Annotated in this window: 15 protein-coding genes; 7 read left to right on the top strand and 8 right to left on the bottom strand. The window is 69.2% G+C overall.

Going from position 1 to position 15,887, the window contains the following annotated elements; translation table 11 throughout:
* Positions 1 to 411 precede the first annotated feature (411 nt).
* Positions 412 to 2,247 carry an acyl-CoA dehydrogenase gene (locus OED52_RS18060; RefSeq protein WP_264152207.1) on the bottom strand — a complete coding sequence of 612 codons (1,836 nt, stop codon included), beginning with the start codon at positions 2,245 to 2,247 and terminating at the stop codon, positions 412 to 414.
* A 97-nt stretch (positions 2,248 to 2,344) separates the two neighbouring features.
* Entirely contained in the window at positions 2,345 to 2,953 is a 609-nt protein-coding gene (locus OED52_RS18055) for a class I SAM-dependent methyltransferase (protein WP_264152206.1), read from the bottom strand.
* A 163-nt stretch (positions 2,954 to 3,116) separates the two neighbouring features.
* On the opposite strand from OED52_RS18055, the gene OED52_RS18050 reads away from it, so the two are divergent.
* Positions 3,117 to 4,139 (top strand): beta-ketoacyl-ACP synthase III, encoded by a 1,023-nt coding sequence (locus tag OED52_RS18050; protein ID WP_264152205.1) that lies wholly within the window; start codon positions 3,117 to 3,119, stop codon positions 4,137 to 4,139.
* A 45-nt stretch (positions 4,140 to 4,184) separates the two neighbouring features.
* Positions 4,185 to 4,895: an HNH endonuclease family protein gene (locus OED52_RS18045; protein WP_264152204.1), complete on the top strand. Its 711-nt coding sequence runs from the start codon at positions 4,185 to 4,187 to the stop codon at positions 4,893 to 4,895.
* A 6-nt stretch (positions 4,896 to 4,901) separates the two neighbouring features.
* Here the strand turns inward: OED52_RS18045 and OED52_RS18040 are convergent, their stop codons facing one another.
* Complete coding sequence (locus OED52_RS18040; protein ID WP_264152203.1) at positions 4,902 to 7,028, bottom strand: thiamine pyrophosphate-dependent enzyme; 2,127 nt, start codon at positions 7,026 to 7,028, stop codon at positions 4,902 to 4,904.
* Between the two features lie 20 nt (positions 7,029 to 7,048).
* Positions 7,049 to 8,395 (bottom strand): cytochrome P450, encoded by a 1,347-nt coding sequence (locus OED52_RS18035; RefSeq protein WP_264154753.1) that lies wholly within the window; start codon positions 8,393 to 8,395, stop codon positions 7,049 to 7,051.
* A gap of 138 nt (positions 8,396 to 8,533) precedes the next feature.
* Here OED52_RS18035 and OED52_RS18030 point away from each other — a divergent pair, with 138 nt between their 5' ends.
* Genes OED52_RS18030 through OED52_RS18015 form a run of 4 tightly spaced genes read left to right on the top strand, consistent with a single transcriptional unit; the run spans position 8,534 to position 10,779 of the window.
* On the top strand, positions 8,534 to 9,433 hold the full coding sequence (locus OED52_RS18030; RefSeq protein WP_264152202.1) for an alpha/beta fold hydrolase: 900 nt from the start codon (positions 8,534 to 8,536) through the stop codon (positions 9,431 to 9,433).
* On the top strand, positions 9,418 to 9,876 hold the full coding sequence (locus OED52_RS18025) for a fluoride efflux transporter FluC (RefSeq protein ID WP_264152201.1): 459 nt from the start codon (positions 9,418 to 9,420) through the stop codon (positions 9,874 to 9,876). Before OED52_RS18030 ends, OED52_RS18025 begins: the two co-directional genes overlap by 16 nt.
* Positions 9,873 to 10,238, top strand: coding sequence for a fluoride efflux transporter FluC (locus tag OED52_RS18020; RefSeq protein WP_264152200.1), 366 nt, complete (start codon positions 9,873 to 9,875; stop codon positions 10,236 to 10,238). Before OED52_RS18025 ends, OED52_RS18020 begins: the two co-directional genes overlap by 4 nt.
* 58 nt (positions 10,239 to 10,296) lie before the next feature.
* Positions 10,297 to 10,779 (top strand): DUF2510 domain-containing protein, encoded by a 483-nt coding sequence (locus OED52_RS18015; RefSeq protein ID WP_264152199.1) that lies wholly within the window; start codon positions 10,297 to 10,299, stop codon positions 10,777 to 10,779.
* A 7-nt stretch (positions 10,780 to 10,786) separates the two neighbouring features.
* Here OED52_RS18015 and aroD read toward each other — a convergent pair whose 3' ends face one another.
* The 3 genes from aroD to OED52_RS18000 form a co-directional block, all read right to left on the bottom strand.
* Positions 10,787 to 11,557, bottom strand: a complete 771-nt coding sequence (gene aroD, locus OED52_RS18010) for a type I 3-dehydroquinate dehydratase (RefSeq protein WP_264152198.1) — start codon at positions 11,555 to 11,557, stop codon at positions 10,787 to 10,789.
* Between the two features lie 64 nt (positions 11,558 to 11,621).
* Positions 11,622 to 13,301 carry an MDR family MFS transporter gene (locus OED52_RS18005; protein WP_264152197.1) on the bottom strand — a complete coding sequence of 560 codons (1,680 nt, stop codon included), beginning with the start codon at positions 13,299 to 13,301 and terminating at the stop codon, positions 11,622 to 11,624.
* A gap of 114 nt (positions 13,302 to 13,415) precedes the next feature.
* On the bottom strand, positions 13,416 to 13,739 hold the full coding sequence (locus tag OED52_RS18000) for a hypothetical protein (RefSeq protein WP_264152196.1): 324 nt from the start codon (positions 13,737 to 13,739) through the stop codon (positions 13,416 to 13,418).
* 121 nt (positions 13,740 to 13,860) lie between these two features.
* Here OED52_RS18000 and OED52_RS17995 point away from each other — a divergent pair, with 121 nt between their 5' ends.
* Positions 13,861 to 15,432 (top strand): SGNH/GDSL hydrolase family protein, encoded by a 1,572-nt coding sequence (locus tag OED52_RS17995; RefSeq protein ID WP_264152195.1) that lies wholly within the window; start codon positions 13,861 to 13,863, stop codon positions 15,430 to 15,432.
* A 19-nt stretch (positions 15,433 to 15,451) separates the two neighbouring features.
* Here OED52_RS17995 and OED52_RS17990 read toward each other — a convergent pair whose 3' ends face one another.
* Positions 15,452 to 15,832 (bottom strand): hypothetical protein, encoded by a 381-nt coding sequence (locus tag OED52_RS17990; RefSeq protein WP_264152194.1) that lies wholly within the window; start codon positions 15,830 to 15,832, stop codon positions 15,452 to 15,454.
* Positions 15,833 to 15,887 lie beyond the last annotated feature (55 nt).

The following is a 15,887-nucleotide window of genomic DNA, read 5'->3' as shown; positions in this document are numbered from 1 at the left end:
GCAACTGCTTCTCGCCGTGCCGCTGCAGCCACTGCCTGCCGCCGGGCAGGCGGCCGACGACGTGGTGCTCGAGCACGTTCACACCGAAGCGCATCGCCGGATACCGGGGCGGCCGCACCGGCACCTCGAGCGCCCGCACCAGTTCGGCGCTGGGTTCGTCGCGTTCGGCGCAGTGCCGCGGCCTCCTCCGGCGTCCCCTCGGGGGGACGGTCCGGCGAAGGGGTACAGCAGGGCGGTGATGCGGGCGGGCCTGTCGAGGTCGCGCATGTACCGGGTGGTCGACGGGGCCGTGGTCGTCACGGGGTCGGGGTGCTACTGGCAACGTAGGTTGTCGACGATTCGTTCCGGGTCCGAAACGGCGGTGGCCCGCCGGAGAACCGGCGGGCCACCCGACCGAGAGCGGTGTGTGGATCAGAACGCCGCTTCGTCGAGCTCCATGATGTCGAGGTCGACGTCGGTGATGAACTTGCGGGCGACACCCAGCTCGGGCAGCACGACCTTGGCGAAGAACGAGGCCGCGGCGACCTTGCCCTCGTAGAAGGCCTTGTCGGCGGCGTCCGGGCCGGCGTCGAGTGCGGCGAGGGCGATCTCGGCGTGCTCGAGGAGCAGCCAGCCGATCATCAGGTCGCCGAACGACTCGAGGAAGCGGACCGAACCGAGGCCGATCTTGTACAGCTCGGTGGGCTGCTCCTGCGCACCCATGAGGTACTGGGTGAGCGTGGCGACCATCGTCTGGGCGTCCTCGAGGGCGGTGGCCAGGAGCGCGCGCTCCTTCTTCAGGCGCTGGTCGGCGTCGTCGCGCTCGATGAACTTCTTGATCTCACCGGCGACGTGGGCCAGCGCCACACCGCGGTCGCGGGCGATCTTCCGGAAGAAGAAGTCCTGCGCCTGGATGGCGGTGGTGCCCTCGTACAGCGAGTCGATCTTCGAGTCGCGGATGTACTGCTCGATCGGGTAGTCCTGCAGGAAGCCGGAGCCACCGAAGGTCTGGAGCGAATCCTTCAGGTACTGGTAGGCCCGCTCGGAGCCGCAGCCCTTGACGACCGGCAGCAGCAGGTCGTTGATGCGGTGCGCGAGTTCGGCGTCGGCACCCGAGACCTGCTCGGCGACGGAGTCGTCCTGGTGCGCCGCGGTGTAGAGGTAGACGGCGCGCAGGCCCTCGGAGTAGGCCTTCTGCATCGCCAGCGAACGACGCACGTCCGGGTGGTGCATGATCGACACGCGCGGGGCGGTCTTGTCGGCCATCTGGGTCAGGTCGGCGCCCTGGATGCGCTCCTTGGCGAAGTCGAGGGCGTTGAGGTAACCGGTGGACAGGGTCGCGATGGCCTTGGTGCCGACCATCATGCGGGCGTGCTCGATGACGTCGAACATCTGGGCGATGCCGTTGTGGACCTCACCGACGAGCCAGCCCTTGGCCGGGACACCGTGGCCACCGAAGGTGACCTCGCAGGTCGCGGAGGCCTTGATGCCCATCTTGTGCTCGACGTTGGTGACGAAGACGCCGTTGCGCTCGCCCATCTCGTTCTTCTCGAAGTCGAAGTGGAACTTCGGGACGAAGAACAGGGACAGACCCTTGGTGCCGGGGCCGTGGCCCTCGGGGCGGGCGAGGACGAGGTGGAAGATGTTCTCGAACAGGTCGTCGGAGTCGGCGGAGGTGATGAACCGCTTGACGCCCTCGATGTGCCAGGAGCCGTCGTCCTGCTTGATGGCCTTGGTGCGGCCGGCGCCCACGTCGGAGCCGGCGTCCGGCTCGGTGAGGACCATGGTGGCGCCCCAGCCGCGCTCGACGCAGGTGGCGGCCCACTTCTTCTGCTCGTCGGTGCCGTTCTCGTAGAGCACGCCGGCGAAGGCCGGGCCGGCGGCGTACATGAAGGCGGCGGGCTGCGCGCCCAGCATCATCTCGTTGACCGCCCACAGGAGGCTGCGGGGAGCGTCGGTGCCACCGATCTCCTCCGGGATGCCCATGGACCAGTAACCGGCGTCCCACCAGGCCCGGAACGACTTCTTGAAGCTCTCGGGCAGCGTCACCGAGTGGGTCTCGGGGTCGAAGACCGGCGGGTTGCGGTCGGCGTCGGCGAACGCCTCGGCAGCCGGGCCTTCGGCCAGCGCCTTGACCTCGGCGAGGATGCCGCGCGCGGTGTCCTCGTCCAGATCGCCGAACTTGCCGGCTTCGAGGACCTTCTGAATCTTCAGGAACTCGAAGAGGTTGAACTCGAGGTCGCGGAGGTTGCTCTTGTAGTGGCCCATGTCGTCGGTGTCTCCCAGTGTGGTGCGGTCCAGCTGGCTTCAAGTACCGCCCAAGTTATTACTCGTCGGTAACATCTTCATGTTACTCGCCGGGCAACTAACTGCCAAGGGCTTCTTTGTGAGCAACTACGAGAGCATCGATCGCCGTTCCCGTATCGGTTTCCCGGTATCGCCGCTCGGCCACTTCGATTGTGAGCCGTCCGTCGATTTCTCGCACGAGATCGTCTGGGGTGTAGAGGATTTCGGGATCCTGCGGGCCGCCCGTACCCTGCTCGACATTTATCCGGTCGTGCCCCAGAAATATGAGGATTCCTTCAGGTTTCAGCGAATTGATCGCGCGTTCCAGAAGGGCCTTCCGCTGTGGCGGAGAAAAATGCAGGAAGACGGAGAGAATCAGATCATATCCACTCCCGAAAGAGTCGGCCGTCACATCGCCGACCACGTAGCGCAGGCGGTCACGCGAGCGCGAGGGCGCCTGCGAGGCGATGAGGCGGGCCTTGTCCAGTGCCACCGCCGAGAAATCGACCCCCACGACCTCCCAGCCGCGGGTCGCGAGCCACAGGGAGTGACGACCTTCACCGCAGCCCAGATCGAGCGCCCGACCCGGCGGGAGCGACGCCGCGAACTCCACGACCACGGGATTCGGCGGCGCGCCCCAGATCAGTTCTGCCGCCGCGTACTTCTCGTCCCAGTCCTTCGCATCCATGCGCCGACGCTAGCGCGGGAGCCTCAGTGGGACTGCGGGTTGCACCCGAGGTCACGGGCGCGCATCGTCGAGGGAAGGGCTGTGACGTTACCGTTACCTGCGTTATCGTGGTCGGGTTGCGACGTGCCGACACGCGGCCCGTCCAAGAGGAGGAGTTCGTCTGATGGGTGCACAGATCGCTGTCCCTGCCCCGCTGCGGAACAGCGCGCTGCTCGGCCTGGGAGTGCACCGCCCCGAGCGTATCGTCACCAACGAGGAGATCTGTCAGCAGATCGATTCCAGCGACGAGTGGATCCAGTCGCGGTCCGGTATCAAGGAGCGCCGCTTCGCCAAGCAGCACCCGGAGGAGTCCGTCGTCGACATGGCGACAAGCGCCGCCGAGCAGGCCCTCGCCGCCGCCGACCTGACCGGTGCCCAGATCGACACCGTCATCGTCGCCACCTCCACCTACCCCTTCCAGACCCCGCAGGCCGCAGCCCTGGTCGCCGACCGCATCGGCACCGGCGGCGCCGCCGCCCTCGACATCCAGGCCGGCTGCGCCGGCTTCTGCTACGCCCTCGGCGTCGCCTCCGACCTCGTGCGCGCCGGTACGGCCGAGCACGTGCTGGTCGTCGGTGTCGAGCGCATGAGCGACACCACCGAGCCCACCGACCGTTCCGTGCGCTTCATCTTCGGTGACGGTGCCGGCGCCGTGGTCGTCGGTGCGTCCGACGAGGTCGGCATCGGCCCGACCGTCTGGGGCTCCGACGGCTCGCAGTCCAACGCCATCCGCCAGGAACCCGACTGGGTGGACTTCGCCACCAACCCGAACCAGAAACGTCCGTGGATCATCATGGAGGGCACCGCGGTCTTCCGCTGGGCCGCCTTCGAGATGAGCAAGTTCGCCCGGCAGATCGCCGACAAGGCCGGGGTCGACCTCGAGGACCTCGACGCCTTCGTGCCGCACCAGGCCAACCTGCGCATCAACGACGTCATCGTCAAGCAGCTCGAACTGCCCGAGAGTGTTGCGGTCGCCGACGACATCATCGAGACCGGCAACACCTCCGCGGCGTCGATCCCGCTCGCGATGGAGAAGATGCTGCGCACCGGCCAGGTCGAGCCGGGCGCCACGGCGCTGCTCCTCGCCTTCGGTGCCGGCCTGTCCTACGCGGGCCAGGTCGTCAAGATGCCCCCGCTGGCCAAGTAAGAAGGCGCGCGCGGCAGCAGTTCGACTTCGTAGCAGTATCGATACATGGCGAATACTCGCACGTCGGCCATTCCCCGCTGGGTGTGGATCGTGTGCTTCATCATGGTCACCGTCATCGTCGTCCTCCTCGAACCGGTGGACACCGACGAACCGTCCGGTTCCGGCGGCGGTGGCACCCTCGAGAACCTCTCGGAGGCCCTCGCAGCGCTCGAGGCGCTGCCGGTGCGTGCCGCGGAACCGCAGGACGGCTACGACCGGTCACTGTTCGGCCCGGCCTGGACGGACGACGTGACCGTCGAGTTCGGCGGCAACGGGTGCGACACCCGCAACGACATCCTCCGGCGCGACCTCACCGACGTCACCTTCGAGTCGGGACGCAAGCAGTGCACGATCGTCTCCGGCATCCTCGACGACCCCTACACGGGTAAACAGATCCACTTCCGCCGCGGCGTCGACACCTCGGCGGCCGTGCAGATCGACCACGTCGTCGCCCTGTCGGACGCGTGGAAGAAGGGCGCCCGCGCCCTCAGCGACCAGGAGAAGCGGAACCTCGCGAACGATCCGCGCAACCTCATCGCCGTCGACGGCCCCACCAACCAGGGCAAGGGCGATTCGGACGCCTCGCAGTGGCTGCCGCCCAACACCGCCTTCCACTGCGAGTACATCGCGCGGCAGATCGAGGTGAAGACCGCCTACCGGCTGTGGGTCACCCGGCCCGAACACGACGCGATGGCCCGCATCCTCGCCACCTGCTGACCGGACTCACTCGTCCTCGTCGAGCAGGGCGTCGACGATCTCGTCCTCCGAGACCAGCACGTGCGCGGCCGGGGGACCGAGCGGAACGAAGCTGTCGCGGGCGCAGATCCGCCGGATCCGGCCCCGGTGACCGTCCTCGACGAGCGCCGCCACCACCGCCTCGCCGACCCCACCGCTGCGCCGGGTCTCGTCGACCACCACCACCCGCTCGAAGCGACGCGTGTGCTCGAGCAGGGCGGGCACCGGCAGCGGCGACAGCCACTGCAGGTCCAGGACGGTCGCGGCGACCCCGGTGTGGTGGACGGCCCGCAGGCTCATCCTCACCCCGTTGCCGAAGGTCACCACCAGCACGTCGCCGCCGTCGCCATGGGTGCGCACCGAACCGGGCCGGATCCCCGCCGGGTCGGGAACCCGCATCCACCTCCCGTCACCCGGCTCGTACAGGTCGCGTTCGTGGTACAGCGCGATCGGTTCGAGGAAGACGCACACCCGTCCCTCGCTGCGGGCCAGTTCGACGCACGCCCGCAGCAACCCGCCCGCCGTGTCGGGGGTGCTCGGCACCGCCAGCACGAGACCGGGAATGTCACGCAGCACCGCCACCGAATCGTCGTTGTGGAAGTGCCCGCCGAATCCGCGCTGGTAGGCCAGGCCCGCGATGCGCACCACCATCGGGTTGCGGTACTGCCCGTCGGAGAAGAACGCCAGGCTCGCGGCCTCCCCACGGAGCTGGTCTTCCGCGTTGTGCAGATACGCCAGGTACTGGATCTCGGGGATCGGCAGCATGCCCGCCACGGCGAACCCCAGTGCGGTACCGAGGATCGTCTGCTCGTCGAGCAGGGTGTCGAACACCCGCAGCCGGCCGAAGCGTGCCTGCAGCCCCCGGGTGATCCCGTAGACCCCGCCCTTGACCCCGACGTCCTCGCCGAACACGCAGGTGCGCGGGTCCTCGTCGAGGACACCCCCGAGTGCGCGGGTGATCGCCTGGGCCAGGGTCAGCGGTTCACCGGCCGGGTGCGGGTCGTCGGGCACCGGGGTGCGACGCGCGTGCAGCGGCCGCATCACCTCCGCCGCCGACCGCAACCGCGGCGGCGACTCCAGTTCGTCGACCACCGCCGTGACCTGCGCGCGCATCTTCTCGTAACGGTCCAGCACCGCCTCTGGGGTGAGCACCCCGCGGGCGACGAGTTCGCGGGCCGTGCCGAGCAACGGGTCCCGCTCGTGGTCGGCGGCGATCTCCGCCGCACTGCGGTAGGCGGATTCGACGTCGGAGCCCGCGTGCCCGAGATAGCGCACCGTCCGCAGGTGCAGCACGAGCGGCGCCCGCCGGGTCCGCACCGTCTCCACCGCCTCCCGTGCCGCGACGAGGGTCGCGACCGGATCGGAGCCGTCGACCTGCCGGTACCCGACGCCCGGATACGACGACAGCGACCGCTCGAGCCAGCCCGGCGGGGTGGGCACACTGATCCCGAGCCCGTTGTCCTCGCACACCAGCAGCAACGGCACCGGCAGACCGCGATACCGGCAGTAGGCCGCGGCGTTCAACGCCCCCACCGTCGTCGAATGGTTCGCCGACGCGTCGCCGAAACTGCACAGCACCACCGCATCCGGCGGCCACGTCGCCTCGAGCCCGAGACGCTGCATCCGCGGCAGCGCCAACGCCAGTCCGAGTGCCCGCGGCAGGTGCGAGGCGATCGTGGAGGTCTGCGGCAGGACGTTCAGCCGCGCGTTGCCGAACACCTTGTGCCGGCCCGCCGCGATCGGATCGAAGGTCGACGCGGCGCATCCCGCGAGCACGTCCCGGATCGGGGTACTGCCCTCGACCAGCGCCGCGCGGGCCGCGTAGAACCCACCGGACCGGTAGTGCAGCAGCGCCGGATCCGTGACGCGCGAACACGATCCGAGTGCCGCGTTCGACTCGTGTCCCGCCGACGGGATCGTGTAGAACCCCTCACCGTGCTGCTGCAGGATGCGTGCCGCGAAATCCAGGTGCCGTGACTGCATCTGGGCGTCGAAGTACCGCAGCAGGAGATCGTCGTCGACTTCTCCGGTGGCGGAACGGAGTTGCGGTACCCACCCGGACAGGGCGCGTACCGCGGTGACGAACCGTGCGTCGAGCTCGTCGACGGGCGACATACTCCAGTTCTACGCCATCCCTATCTCGTTCGGAGGTCGATCGGGCCACCGTCGTCCGGGAACGGCAGCGACGTGAAGTTCATCGGCGCCACGTAGTCGGCCGGCACGTGCCAGCGATACCGCAGCAGCAGATGGTGCAGCACCGTCTTGATCTCGGCGCCCGAGAAGTACATGCCGAGGCACCGGTGCGCGCCACCACCGAAGGGGGCCCACGCGTACTTGTGCACCTTGTCCTCACGACGCTCCGGTGAGAACCGTTCCGGATCGAAACGTTCGGGATCGGGCCACAATTCGGGCATGTGGTGGCTGTAGTGCATACCCACGTTCACCAGGGTGCCCTTCGGTACGAAGTGCCCGAGGATCTCGGTGTCCTTCGACGCGCGCCGCACGATGCCCGGCACCGGCGTGACCAGCCGCTGACACTCCTTGATCACCAGGTCCAGGGAGGTGAGCAGATCGAGCTGCTCGAATCCCGGTGTGGTCGTGCCGAGAGACTCCGACTCCTCGCGGCACCGCTGCTGCCACTCGGGGAACTGGCCGAGATACTGCATCGCCGTCGACAGGGTGATCGTCGACGTGTCGTGTGCGGCCATCATCAGGAAGATCATGTGGTTGACCACGTCGTCGTCCGAGAACCGTTCGCCTTCTTCGGATTCGACGTGACAGAACACCGAGAAGATGTCGTCGCCGTCACCCGCGCGCCGCGCCGGCAGATATCGCCGGAAGAACTTCTCGAGCCGCGCCCGGCCCACCACACCGCGACGCCACCGCGTGCCGGGCAGGGGATAGCGCACCAGCGCGGTCGCGGCCTGCACGCACCCGATGAACGCCTTGTTGACCTCCTCCATCTCCCGGGCCGACGACCCCTCGGCGCCGCCCATGAAGATCTCCGTCGCCAACCCCAGGGTGAGTTCCTTGATCGCCGGATAGGCGCGGAAACCCTCGCGGGGCACCCACCCGTCGAGGGTCTTCTCGATCGACGGGTGCATCCGCTCGGTGTAGAGCGCGAGCCGGTCGCGGGTGAACGCCTGCGACATGATGCGGCGGTGCGCGGTGTGCTCGTCGCCGTCGAGCAGCATGAGCCCGCGGTCGAAGAAGGGCCCGATCAGGGTGCGCCAGCCGGGACCGTTCGACAGTGCGCGGTCGCGGTTCTGCAGCGCCGCCCCGACCGCGTCGGGGCCGAGCAGCACCACCCACTGGCGTCCGGCGAACCGGAACCACGAGACGGGTCCGAGTTCGCGGTAGCGCTTCTCGTACGCGCCGAGGGGATTGCGCATGTAGTGCAGCGCGTAGCCGACGTAGGGGAGGCCGGCGTCGCCGGGAACCGGGGCCAGGCCGGGAGGTGGGGGAGCGAGCATCTTGGTCACGGGCGCATCTCCGATGGTCGGCATCCGTCGCAGGCTGTGAGCAGATCAACTGTAACGCCGATCACGCGGCCGCCGGAGCGATTCGTCCGGCGGGACGAGTGCTGGTCGGCCGCGCCGACCCCGTGCCATGCTGGCGACATGGACGTCGAACGCCCCAAGCTCGAAGGCACCGTCGCGGTGGGAGGCGGCCGCCGGCTCGGTTTCGCCGAGTTCGGATCGGCGCAGGGACGCGCCGTGTTCTGGCTGCACGGCACCCCGGGCGCGCGGCGCCAGGTCCCGATCGAGGCGCGGGCGTTCGCCGAACGCGAGCACGTCCGGCTCATCGGTGTCGACCGGCCCGGCATCGGCTCGTCCACCCCGCACATCTACGAGAACGTCCTCGCCTTCGCCGACGACCTGCGCATCGTCGCCGACACCCTCGGCATCGACCGCATGGCCCTCGTCGGCCTGTCCGGGGGCGGCCCCTACACCCTCGCCGCCGCCTACGCGCTGCGGGAACGCGTGGTCGCCGCCGCGGTCCTCGGCGGTGTCGCGCCGATCGTCGGACCGGAAGCGATCAGCAGCAACCTCATGAAGCTCGGCACGGTCGTCGCACCGGCCCTCGAGACTGCGGGCGTGCCGATCGGCACCGCGCTGAGCGCCGCGATCCGGGTGGTGCGGCCGTTCGCGTCGCCGATCATCGACCTCTACGGGCGGCTGTCCCCGGAGGCCGACCGTCGCCTGCTCGCCCGCCCCGAGTTCAAGGCGATGTTCCTCGACGACCTGCTCAACGGCAGCCGCAAGCAGATGGCCGCGCCGTTCGCCGACATCGTCGTGTTCACCCGCGACTGGGGCTTCCGTGTCTCCGACGTGAAGGTGCCGGTGCAGTGGTGGCACGGCGACACCGACCACATCATCCCCATCGAGCACGGTCTGCACATGGTCGACCTGCTGCCCGACGCCCGGTTCCACCACCTGCCGGGCGAGAGCCACCTCGGGGGGCTCGGCGCGGCCGAGGAGATCCTCACTACTGTTCTGGAGTTGTGGGACCAGGACTGACCGGGGGCGAACGCCCGCTGCCGAGAGCGCTGCACCTGCGACCCTCGGCGCTCGTCGCGGTCGCCGTGGGCGGCCTGATCGGGACGAGTGCCCGCTACGGCCTCGGCCGGTGGTTCCCCGTCGGGGCCGGCGGCTGGCCGGTCACGACCTTCGCGATCAACGTCCTCGGTGCGCTGCTGCTCGGCTTCCTGCTCGAGGCGCTGATCCGCAGCGGCCCCGACACCTCCTGGCGGCAGGTGGTCCGGCTCGGCGCCGGCACCGGCGCGCTGGGCTCGTTCACCACCTACAGCGCACTCGCCGTCGACACCGACCTGCTGCTGCGCGACGGCCACCTGCTCGCCGCGGTGACCTACGCACTCGGCACCGTCCTCGCCGGGTTGCTCGCCACCGGCCTCGGCATCGCCCTCGCCGCCCGCCTGGGCGACCGCCGGAGCGCGCCGTGATCGCGGTGGGCGTGGCGCTGGCGGGCAGCCTCGGCGCGGTCGTCCGCTTCGTCGTCGACAGCGCGCTGCGTGCCCGTTCCGCGTCGTCGCTGCCGTGGCCGACGGTGCTGATCAACGTCGTCGGGTCGCTGCTGCTGGGTCTGCTCACCGGGGCGGTGCTGTTCCACGACGCCCCCGCTGCGATGCTCACGATCGCCGGGGTGGGGTTCTGCGGTGGGTTCACCACCTTCAGCACGACCAGCGTCGACTCCGTCCGCCTGATCGTGGCGCGGCGCTACGGCGCGGCCTGCGCGATCGTGCTGGGCACCCTGGCGACCGGCCTGGCGGCGGCCGGTGTCGGCCTGGCGGTCGCCGCGGTGTGAATTGTGGTTCGATGGCCTACCTGATGCCCACCGAACGGCGACGAACGGCAGGAGTGCGATGACCCCCGGAGACCCGACGGCGTACCGGCCCCCGGCGGGGTGGCACCGCGACAACGCGGATCCGACCCTGGAGCGGTGGTGGGACGGATACCGGTGGACGGACGCGACGCGCCCCGCCTACATACCGACGGCCGCCCAGTATCCGGCCGCCCAGTATCCGGCCGCTCATCCCGCCGGGTACCCTGCCGTACCGCCCCCCGGACGGTCGACGACCCGCAACTTCGGACGCGTGTCGCTGGTCCTCGGCATCGTCGCGATGCTGCTCGCCGTGCTCGCCTGGCTCGCCGGGATCCTCAACTTCGGCATCGTGGGCCCGCTCGCGCTCCTCGGTGTGATCCTGGGGGGTGTGGCCCTCGTCGGCCGGAAGAGCGACGACACACCCCGCGACCGGGCGATCGCGATCGCCGGATCGGTCCTGAGCGGAACGGCGGGCCTGCTGGCCATCGTCCAGCTCGCCGTGCTGATCGCCGACGTCTCCTGACCGGCGCCTAGCCGGCCCGGTGGAGCACCTCGAGCACCGAGCGCAGCTCGTCGGCGTCGATCTGACCGGGAGCCGAGGCGGTGCCGACCATCCCGAAGGTCGCCGCCGACCCGAAGACCTGCCCGGCGATCCGGGAGACGACCCCGAGCCCACCCATCGACATGGTGATGAGCGGCCGCTCGGCGTACTCCTCGTGCATCGTGCGGGTCGCGTCGAGCAGGGTCAGCACGTCGCCGGTCGAGCGCGGCATCACCGCGATCTTGCAGATGTCGGCGCCGAGATCCTGCATCTGCCGCAGCCGCGCGACGATCTCGTCCTTCGGCGGGGTGCCGTCGAAGTCGTGGTTCGACGCCACCACCGCGACCCCGCGGGCGTGTGCCGCCGCGACGATCCGCTCGACGGCGGACCGGTCGCGGCGGTACTCCACGTCCACGAGGTGCACGCTGCCGCTCTCGGCGAGCGCGACCGTCAGATCGGCGTAGGCGTCGTCGTCGATCTCGATCTCGCCGCCCTCGTCGGAGGTGCGGCAGGTCGCCAGCAGCGGGGTGCCCTGCAGCTGCTCGGCGAGGGCGGCGGACTGGGCGCGCACCGCGTCGTGGTCGTCGGCGGCGTGGAAGAAGTCCACCCGCCACTCCACGACGTCGGCGCGACCGGCGACCGCGGCGACCTGCTCACGCAGGACCTCCGGGGTGCGGCCGGTGACGGGGACGATGATCGTGGGTGCGCCCTCACCGATCGTCACGTCCGCGACGCGGACCGGGGTGATCGTTCGTCCCACTGGTCGTCTCCGTTCCTCGCCTGTGCCGCTACCGGCGCTCGTGCAGCCGGCCGGTCCTATTCGATCACGGGCGATCCGGCTCGCCGCCGTCGGCATCGGCCCCCGGGTCCGTCGCACCCACGGTGACCCCGGACCCGTCGGCACCGGACTCGTCGCCGCTCTGCCCGGCGTCCTTCTTCGCGGTCTTCGCCGGGTCGGCGACGGCCTCGCCGCGCGCGACCATCAGGGCCTCGTCGGACAGCGGGATCTCCCGGATGAAGCAGGCCAGCACGAACGCGACGAGCAGGAACGGGATCAGGTACCAGAACACCGGGGCCAGCGAGTCGGCGTAGGCGTCGACGACACCCTGCCGCACCTCGTCGGGCAGCAGCTTCAGGGTCGCGGGATCGACGGTCGCGGTGGCCTGGCTCGCCTGATCGGGGGTCGCGCCGGCCGAGGTGAACACCTCGACGAGCTTCTCCGCGAGCCGGTTGGTGAAGATGGTGCCGAAGATCGCGACACCGAGCGCCGCACCGACCTCGCGGAAGTAGTTGTTCGTGCTCGTCGCGGTACCGATCTCGTCGGCGGGCACGGCGTTCTGCACGATGAGGATGACGACCTGCATGATCAGGCCGAGTCCCAGGCCGAGTACGAACAGCATCGAGCACACCAGCCACAGCGGGGTGTCGCCCGCGAGCGTGGTCAGCCACAGCATCCCGCCGGCGGTGATCAGCGCACCGAGGATCGGATAGATCTTGTACCGCTGGGTCTTGGTGATCGCGATACCGGACCCGATCGAGGTGAGCATCAGGCCCGCCATCATCGGCAGCAGCAGCAGACCGGAGACCGCCGCCGAGGTGCCCGACGACATCTGCAGGAAGGTCGGCATGAACGCGATCGCCGAGAACATGCCCAGGCCGAGCACGAAACCGATGGCGGTGGCGTTGACGAAGATCGAGTTGCGGAACAGCGACAGCGGGATGATCGGATCCTGCGCCCGCGACTCGACGAGCACGAACAGGCACACGAACACGATCAGACCGGCGCCGAACATCAGGGTCAGCGAGTCGGTCCAGCCGCGGTCGGAGTCGCCACCGAAGTCGGTGAAGAAGATCAGGCAGGTGGTCGCGAGCGACAGCGTGAGCACACCGAGGACGTCGACGCGCTTCGTCGGCCTCTTCGACGGCAGGCGCAGCGCGAACCAGGTGATGACGAACGCGAGCACACCGACCGGGATGTTGATGTAGAAGCACCACTCCCAGCTCAGGTGGTCGACGAAGAACCCGCCGATGAGCGGACCACCCACGGCCGACAGACCGAAGATCGCGCCCAGCGGACCCATGTACTTACCGCGCTCGCTCGCGGGCACCACGTCGGCGATGATCGCCTGCGACAGGATCATCAGGCCGCCGCCACCGAAGCCCTGGATCGCGCGGAACACCACGAACGTCCAGAAGTCGTCGGTGAGCGAGCACCCCAGCGACGCGAGGGTGAACACACCGATGGCGATCAGGAACAGGTACCGGCGGCCGAAGACGTCGCCGAACTTGCCGTAGATCGGCATCACGATGGTCACCGCGAGCAGGTAGGCGGTGGTGATCCACGCCTGGTGCTCGACGCCGCCGAGCTGCCCGACGATCGTCGGCATGGCGGTCGAGACGATCGTCTGATCCAGGCTGGAGAGCATCATGCCCGCGATGAGCGCCGAGAAGATGATCCAGATCCGGCGCTGGGTGAGAACCAGTGGTTCCGAATGGGTGGTCACGGTGTTCCTGTCGGATGAGAATTGTCGAACGGACCGGAAATTGTTGCACCCGGTGTCTTCGGGCTGCAAGGCAATTACCTTCGGCCTGTCCGGATGGTCCCGTTCGGGAAGGTTCTATTCGAGCCAGGACCGCACGGGGGGTTTCACCCACATGATCTTCTCGTCCGCCTCGGTCCGCACCGCGGCGGGATGATCGGGATGCTTCCCGGCCCAGGCCGTCTTCTCGTCCATCAGTCGCGCGGCGAGTTCCCAGGTCTCCATGCTGCGCGGCGGATGCACCTCGGCGGCGCGCGCCAGTCTGCGGCGTGTGTCGTCGGTCATCGCGAGCAGTTCGGCACCGGTGATGCCGCGGTTCCACGCGTACCGGGCCAGTGTCACGGCCTTGTCGCGCCGGTTCTTCTCGGCGCGATCGGTGTGGGCGAAATCGGCGTCGCTCATGGCTCCGAACGGTACTCGCCGGGGGCGACCGGAATCGTGCCCGAGAAGTGACGTGAATCCGGTGTGCCCGGGTGCCCCTCTACCTACTCTGGGCGCGGGTGGGGAGGAGGGGAGGCCCCGCATGCCCGCTGTTCCCGACGGTACTCCCCATTCGGTCGCCGATCGCGCGACCGCACCACCGCGCGAACCGGTCTCCGACCCGACCCTCGGGATCGACGTCGCCCGCCCCGCCCACCGGGGTGCTCCGCCGCATCGGCTGGTCACGATCGGCGACTCCCTCTTCCACGGCATGCAGAGCGCCGCGGTCTTCGCCACCGACCTGTCGGTGCCGGCGATCGTCGCCCACGAACTCGGCGCGGAGTTCCGCTATCCGCGCTACGGCGGCCCGGGCGGGCTGCCGATCAACATCGAACTGCTGCTGCGCCGGCTCGAGGAGCGGTACGGGCCCCGGCTCGATCTGTGGAAACTGCCCATGGCCGGGTTCACCGCGCGCGGCTTCATGGACGAGGTGGAGGACCACTGGGAACGCGGACCGGGTGCGAGCCCACCGGTCGCCGGGCTGCTCCACAACCTGTCCTGCTTCGGCTGGGACCTGCGCGACGCCCTCGAGAACACCTACAAGGCGTGTGAGAAACGGATCGGCGCCCCGCGGGACGATCCTCTCCTCCAGGTCGTCGAGAACAACGGTGAGCGCGCCGCCCGGCACGTCTACCCCAGTGACAGCGAAGAGCACACCGGGTGGACCTTCTTCGACGTCGCGCGGGCGCTCGGCGCCGACCACGGCGACGACACCGACTCCGGTATCGAAACCCTGGTCGTCTTCCTCGGGGCCAACAACGCCCTGCGCAGCGTCACGAACCTGGAGGTCTCCTGGACCGACGAGCGCTTCCGGGCACTCGAGCGGAAGAAGGCGTTCACCGTTTGGACGCCCGAGCACTTCGCGCAGGAGTACGCCCTGATCGTCGAGCAACTGGGACGGATCGAGGCACGGCACGTCATCCTCTGCACCGTCCCCCACGTCACCATCGTCCCCATCGCCCGGGGCATCGGACCGAAGAGCGGCTCACCCTACTTCCCGTACTACACGCGCCCGTGGATCGACGAGCAGCACTTCGACGCCGCCCGCGACGAATACATCACCGGGGAACAGGCCCGCGTGGTCGACGCCGCGATCGACCTCTACAACGAGACGATCACCGCGGCGGTCGGACAGGCCCGCAGGGACGGCCACGACTGGTACCTGCTCGACACCGCGGGCATCCTCGACCGGCTGGCCGCGAAACGCTACACCTTCGATCTCACCGCGCGCCCGGCATGGTGGGAGCCGTACCCGCTCCCACCGGCCCTGGCGGCTCTCGATCCGGTGCCCGACACCCGGTTCCTGTCCGCCGACGGCAAGGGTGGCCGCGCCGCCGGGGGACTGTTCTCCTTCGACGGCGTGCATCCCACCACCGTGGGCTACGGGATCCTGGCGCAGGAGATCGTCGACATCATGGTGCGTGCCGACGTCGAGTTCCGCAGCGGCAACGGCACTGCGCGCCGCGGGCGGGTCGAGGTGGACTTCGACCGTCTCGTCCGCCTCGACACGCTCGTGCGCACCCCACCGCAGAACGTCGATTCGACGTTCTCGGTGCTCGGCTGGCTCGACGAGGTGCTCGATGTCTTCGGTGTGCAGCTCCGATTCGGGATCTGAGGCCGGGCTCTCCCGACGGTCAGGTCAGCGTGACGACGTGCTCGTGGGTGTCGACGGCATCCTGGATCTTCTTGCGCGACAGGGTTCGTGGACCGCACGCGCACCCCGACGGGACGGCGTCGTCCTCGAACTGGGTCGCCTCGAGGGTGTCCACGAACTCGGAGTTGAGCGACGTGCCGTTGTGCGGCGTCGCTTCACGGTCGCGGCTTCCCCGCCCCCCGGGGCCGCTGCGGGAGACGATCACCTTGCCCGCGGTGGTGGGGTACACCGCGGCGAGGGTGTGTCCCTTGGGACAGCGCACCTTGGTGATCGCCTTCTCGGTGCGTTGGGGGCCGAGTTCCTTCACCGCGGCCAAGGCGATCTTGCGACGTTCGGTCGGGGGTGTCGTGGCGATATCCATTGTCCTATTCCACCTCACAGTGTCGGGGATTGACAGGGAATCGGGATAACCGATC

Source organism: Rhodococcus sp. Z13 (genome assembly GCF_025837095.1).
Lineage (GTDB): Bacteria > Actinomycetota > Actinomycetes > Mycobacteriales > Mycobacteriaceae > Rhodococcus > Rhodococcus sacchari.
This window is presented reverse-complemented; position numbering and strand designations above follow the sequence as displayed.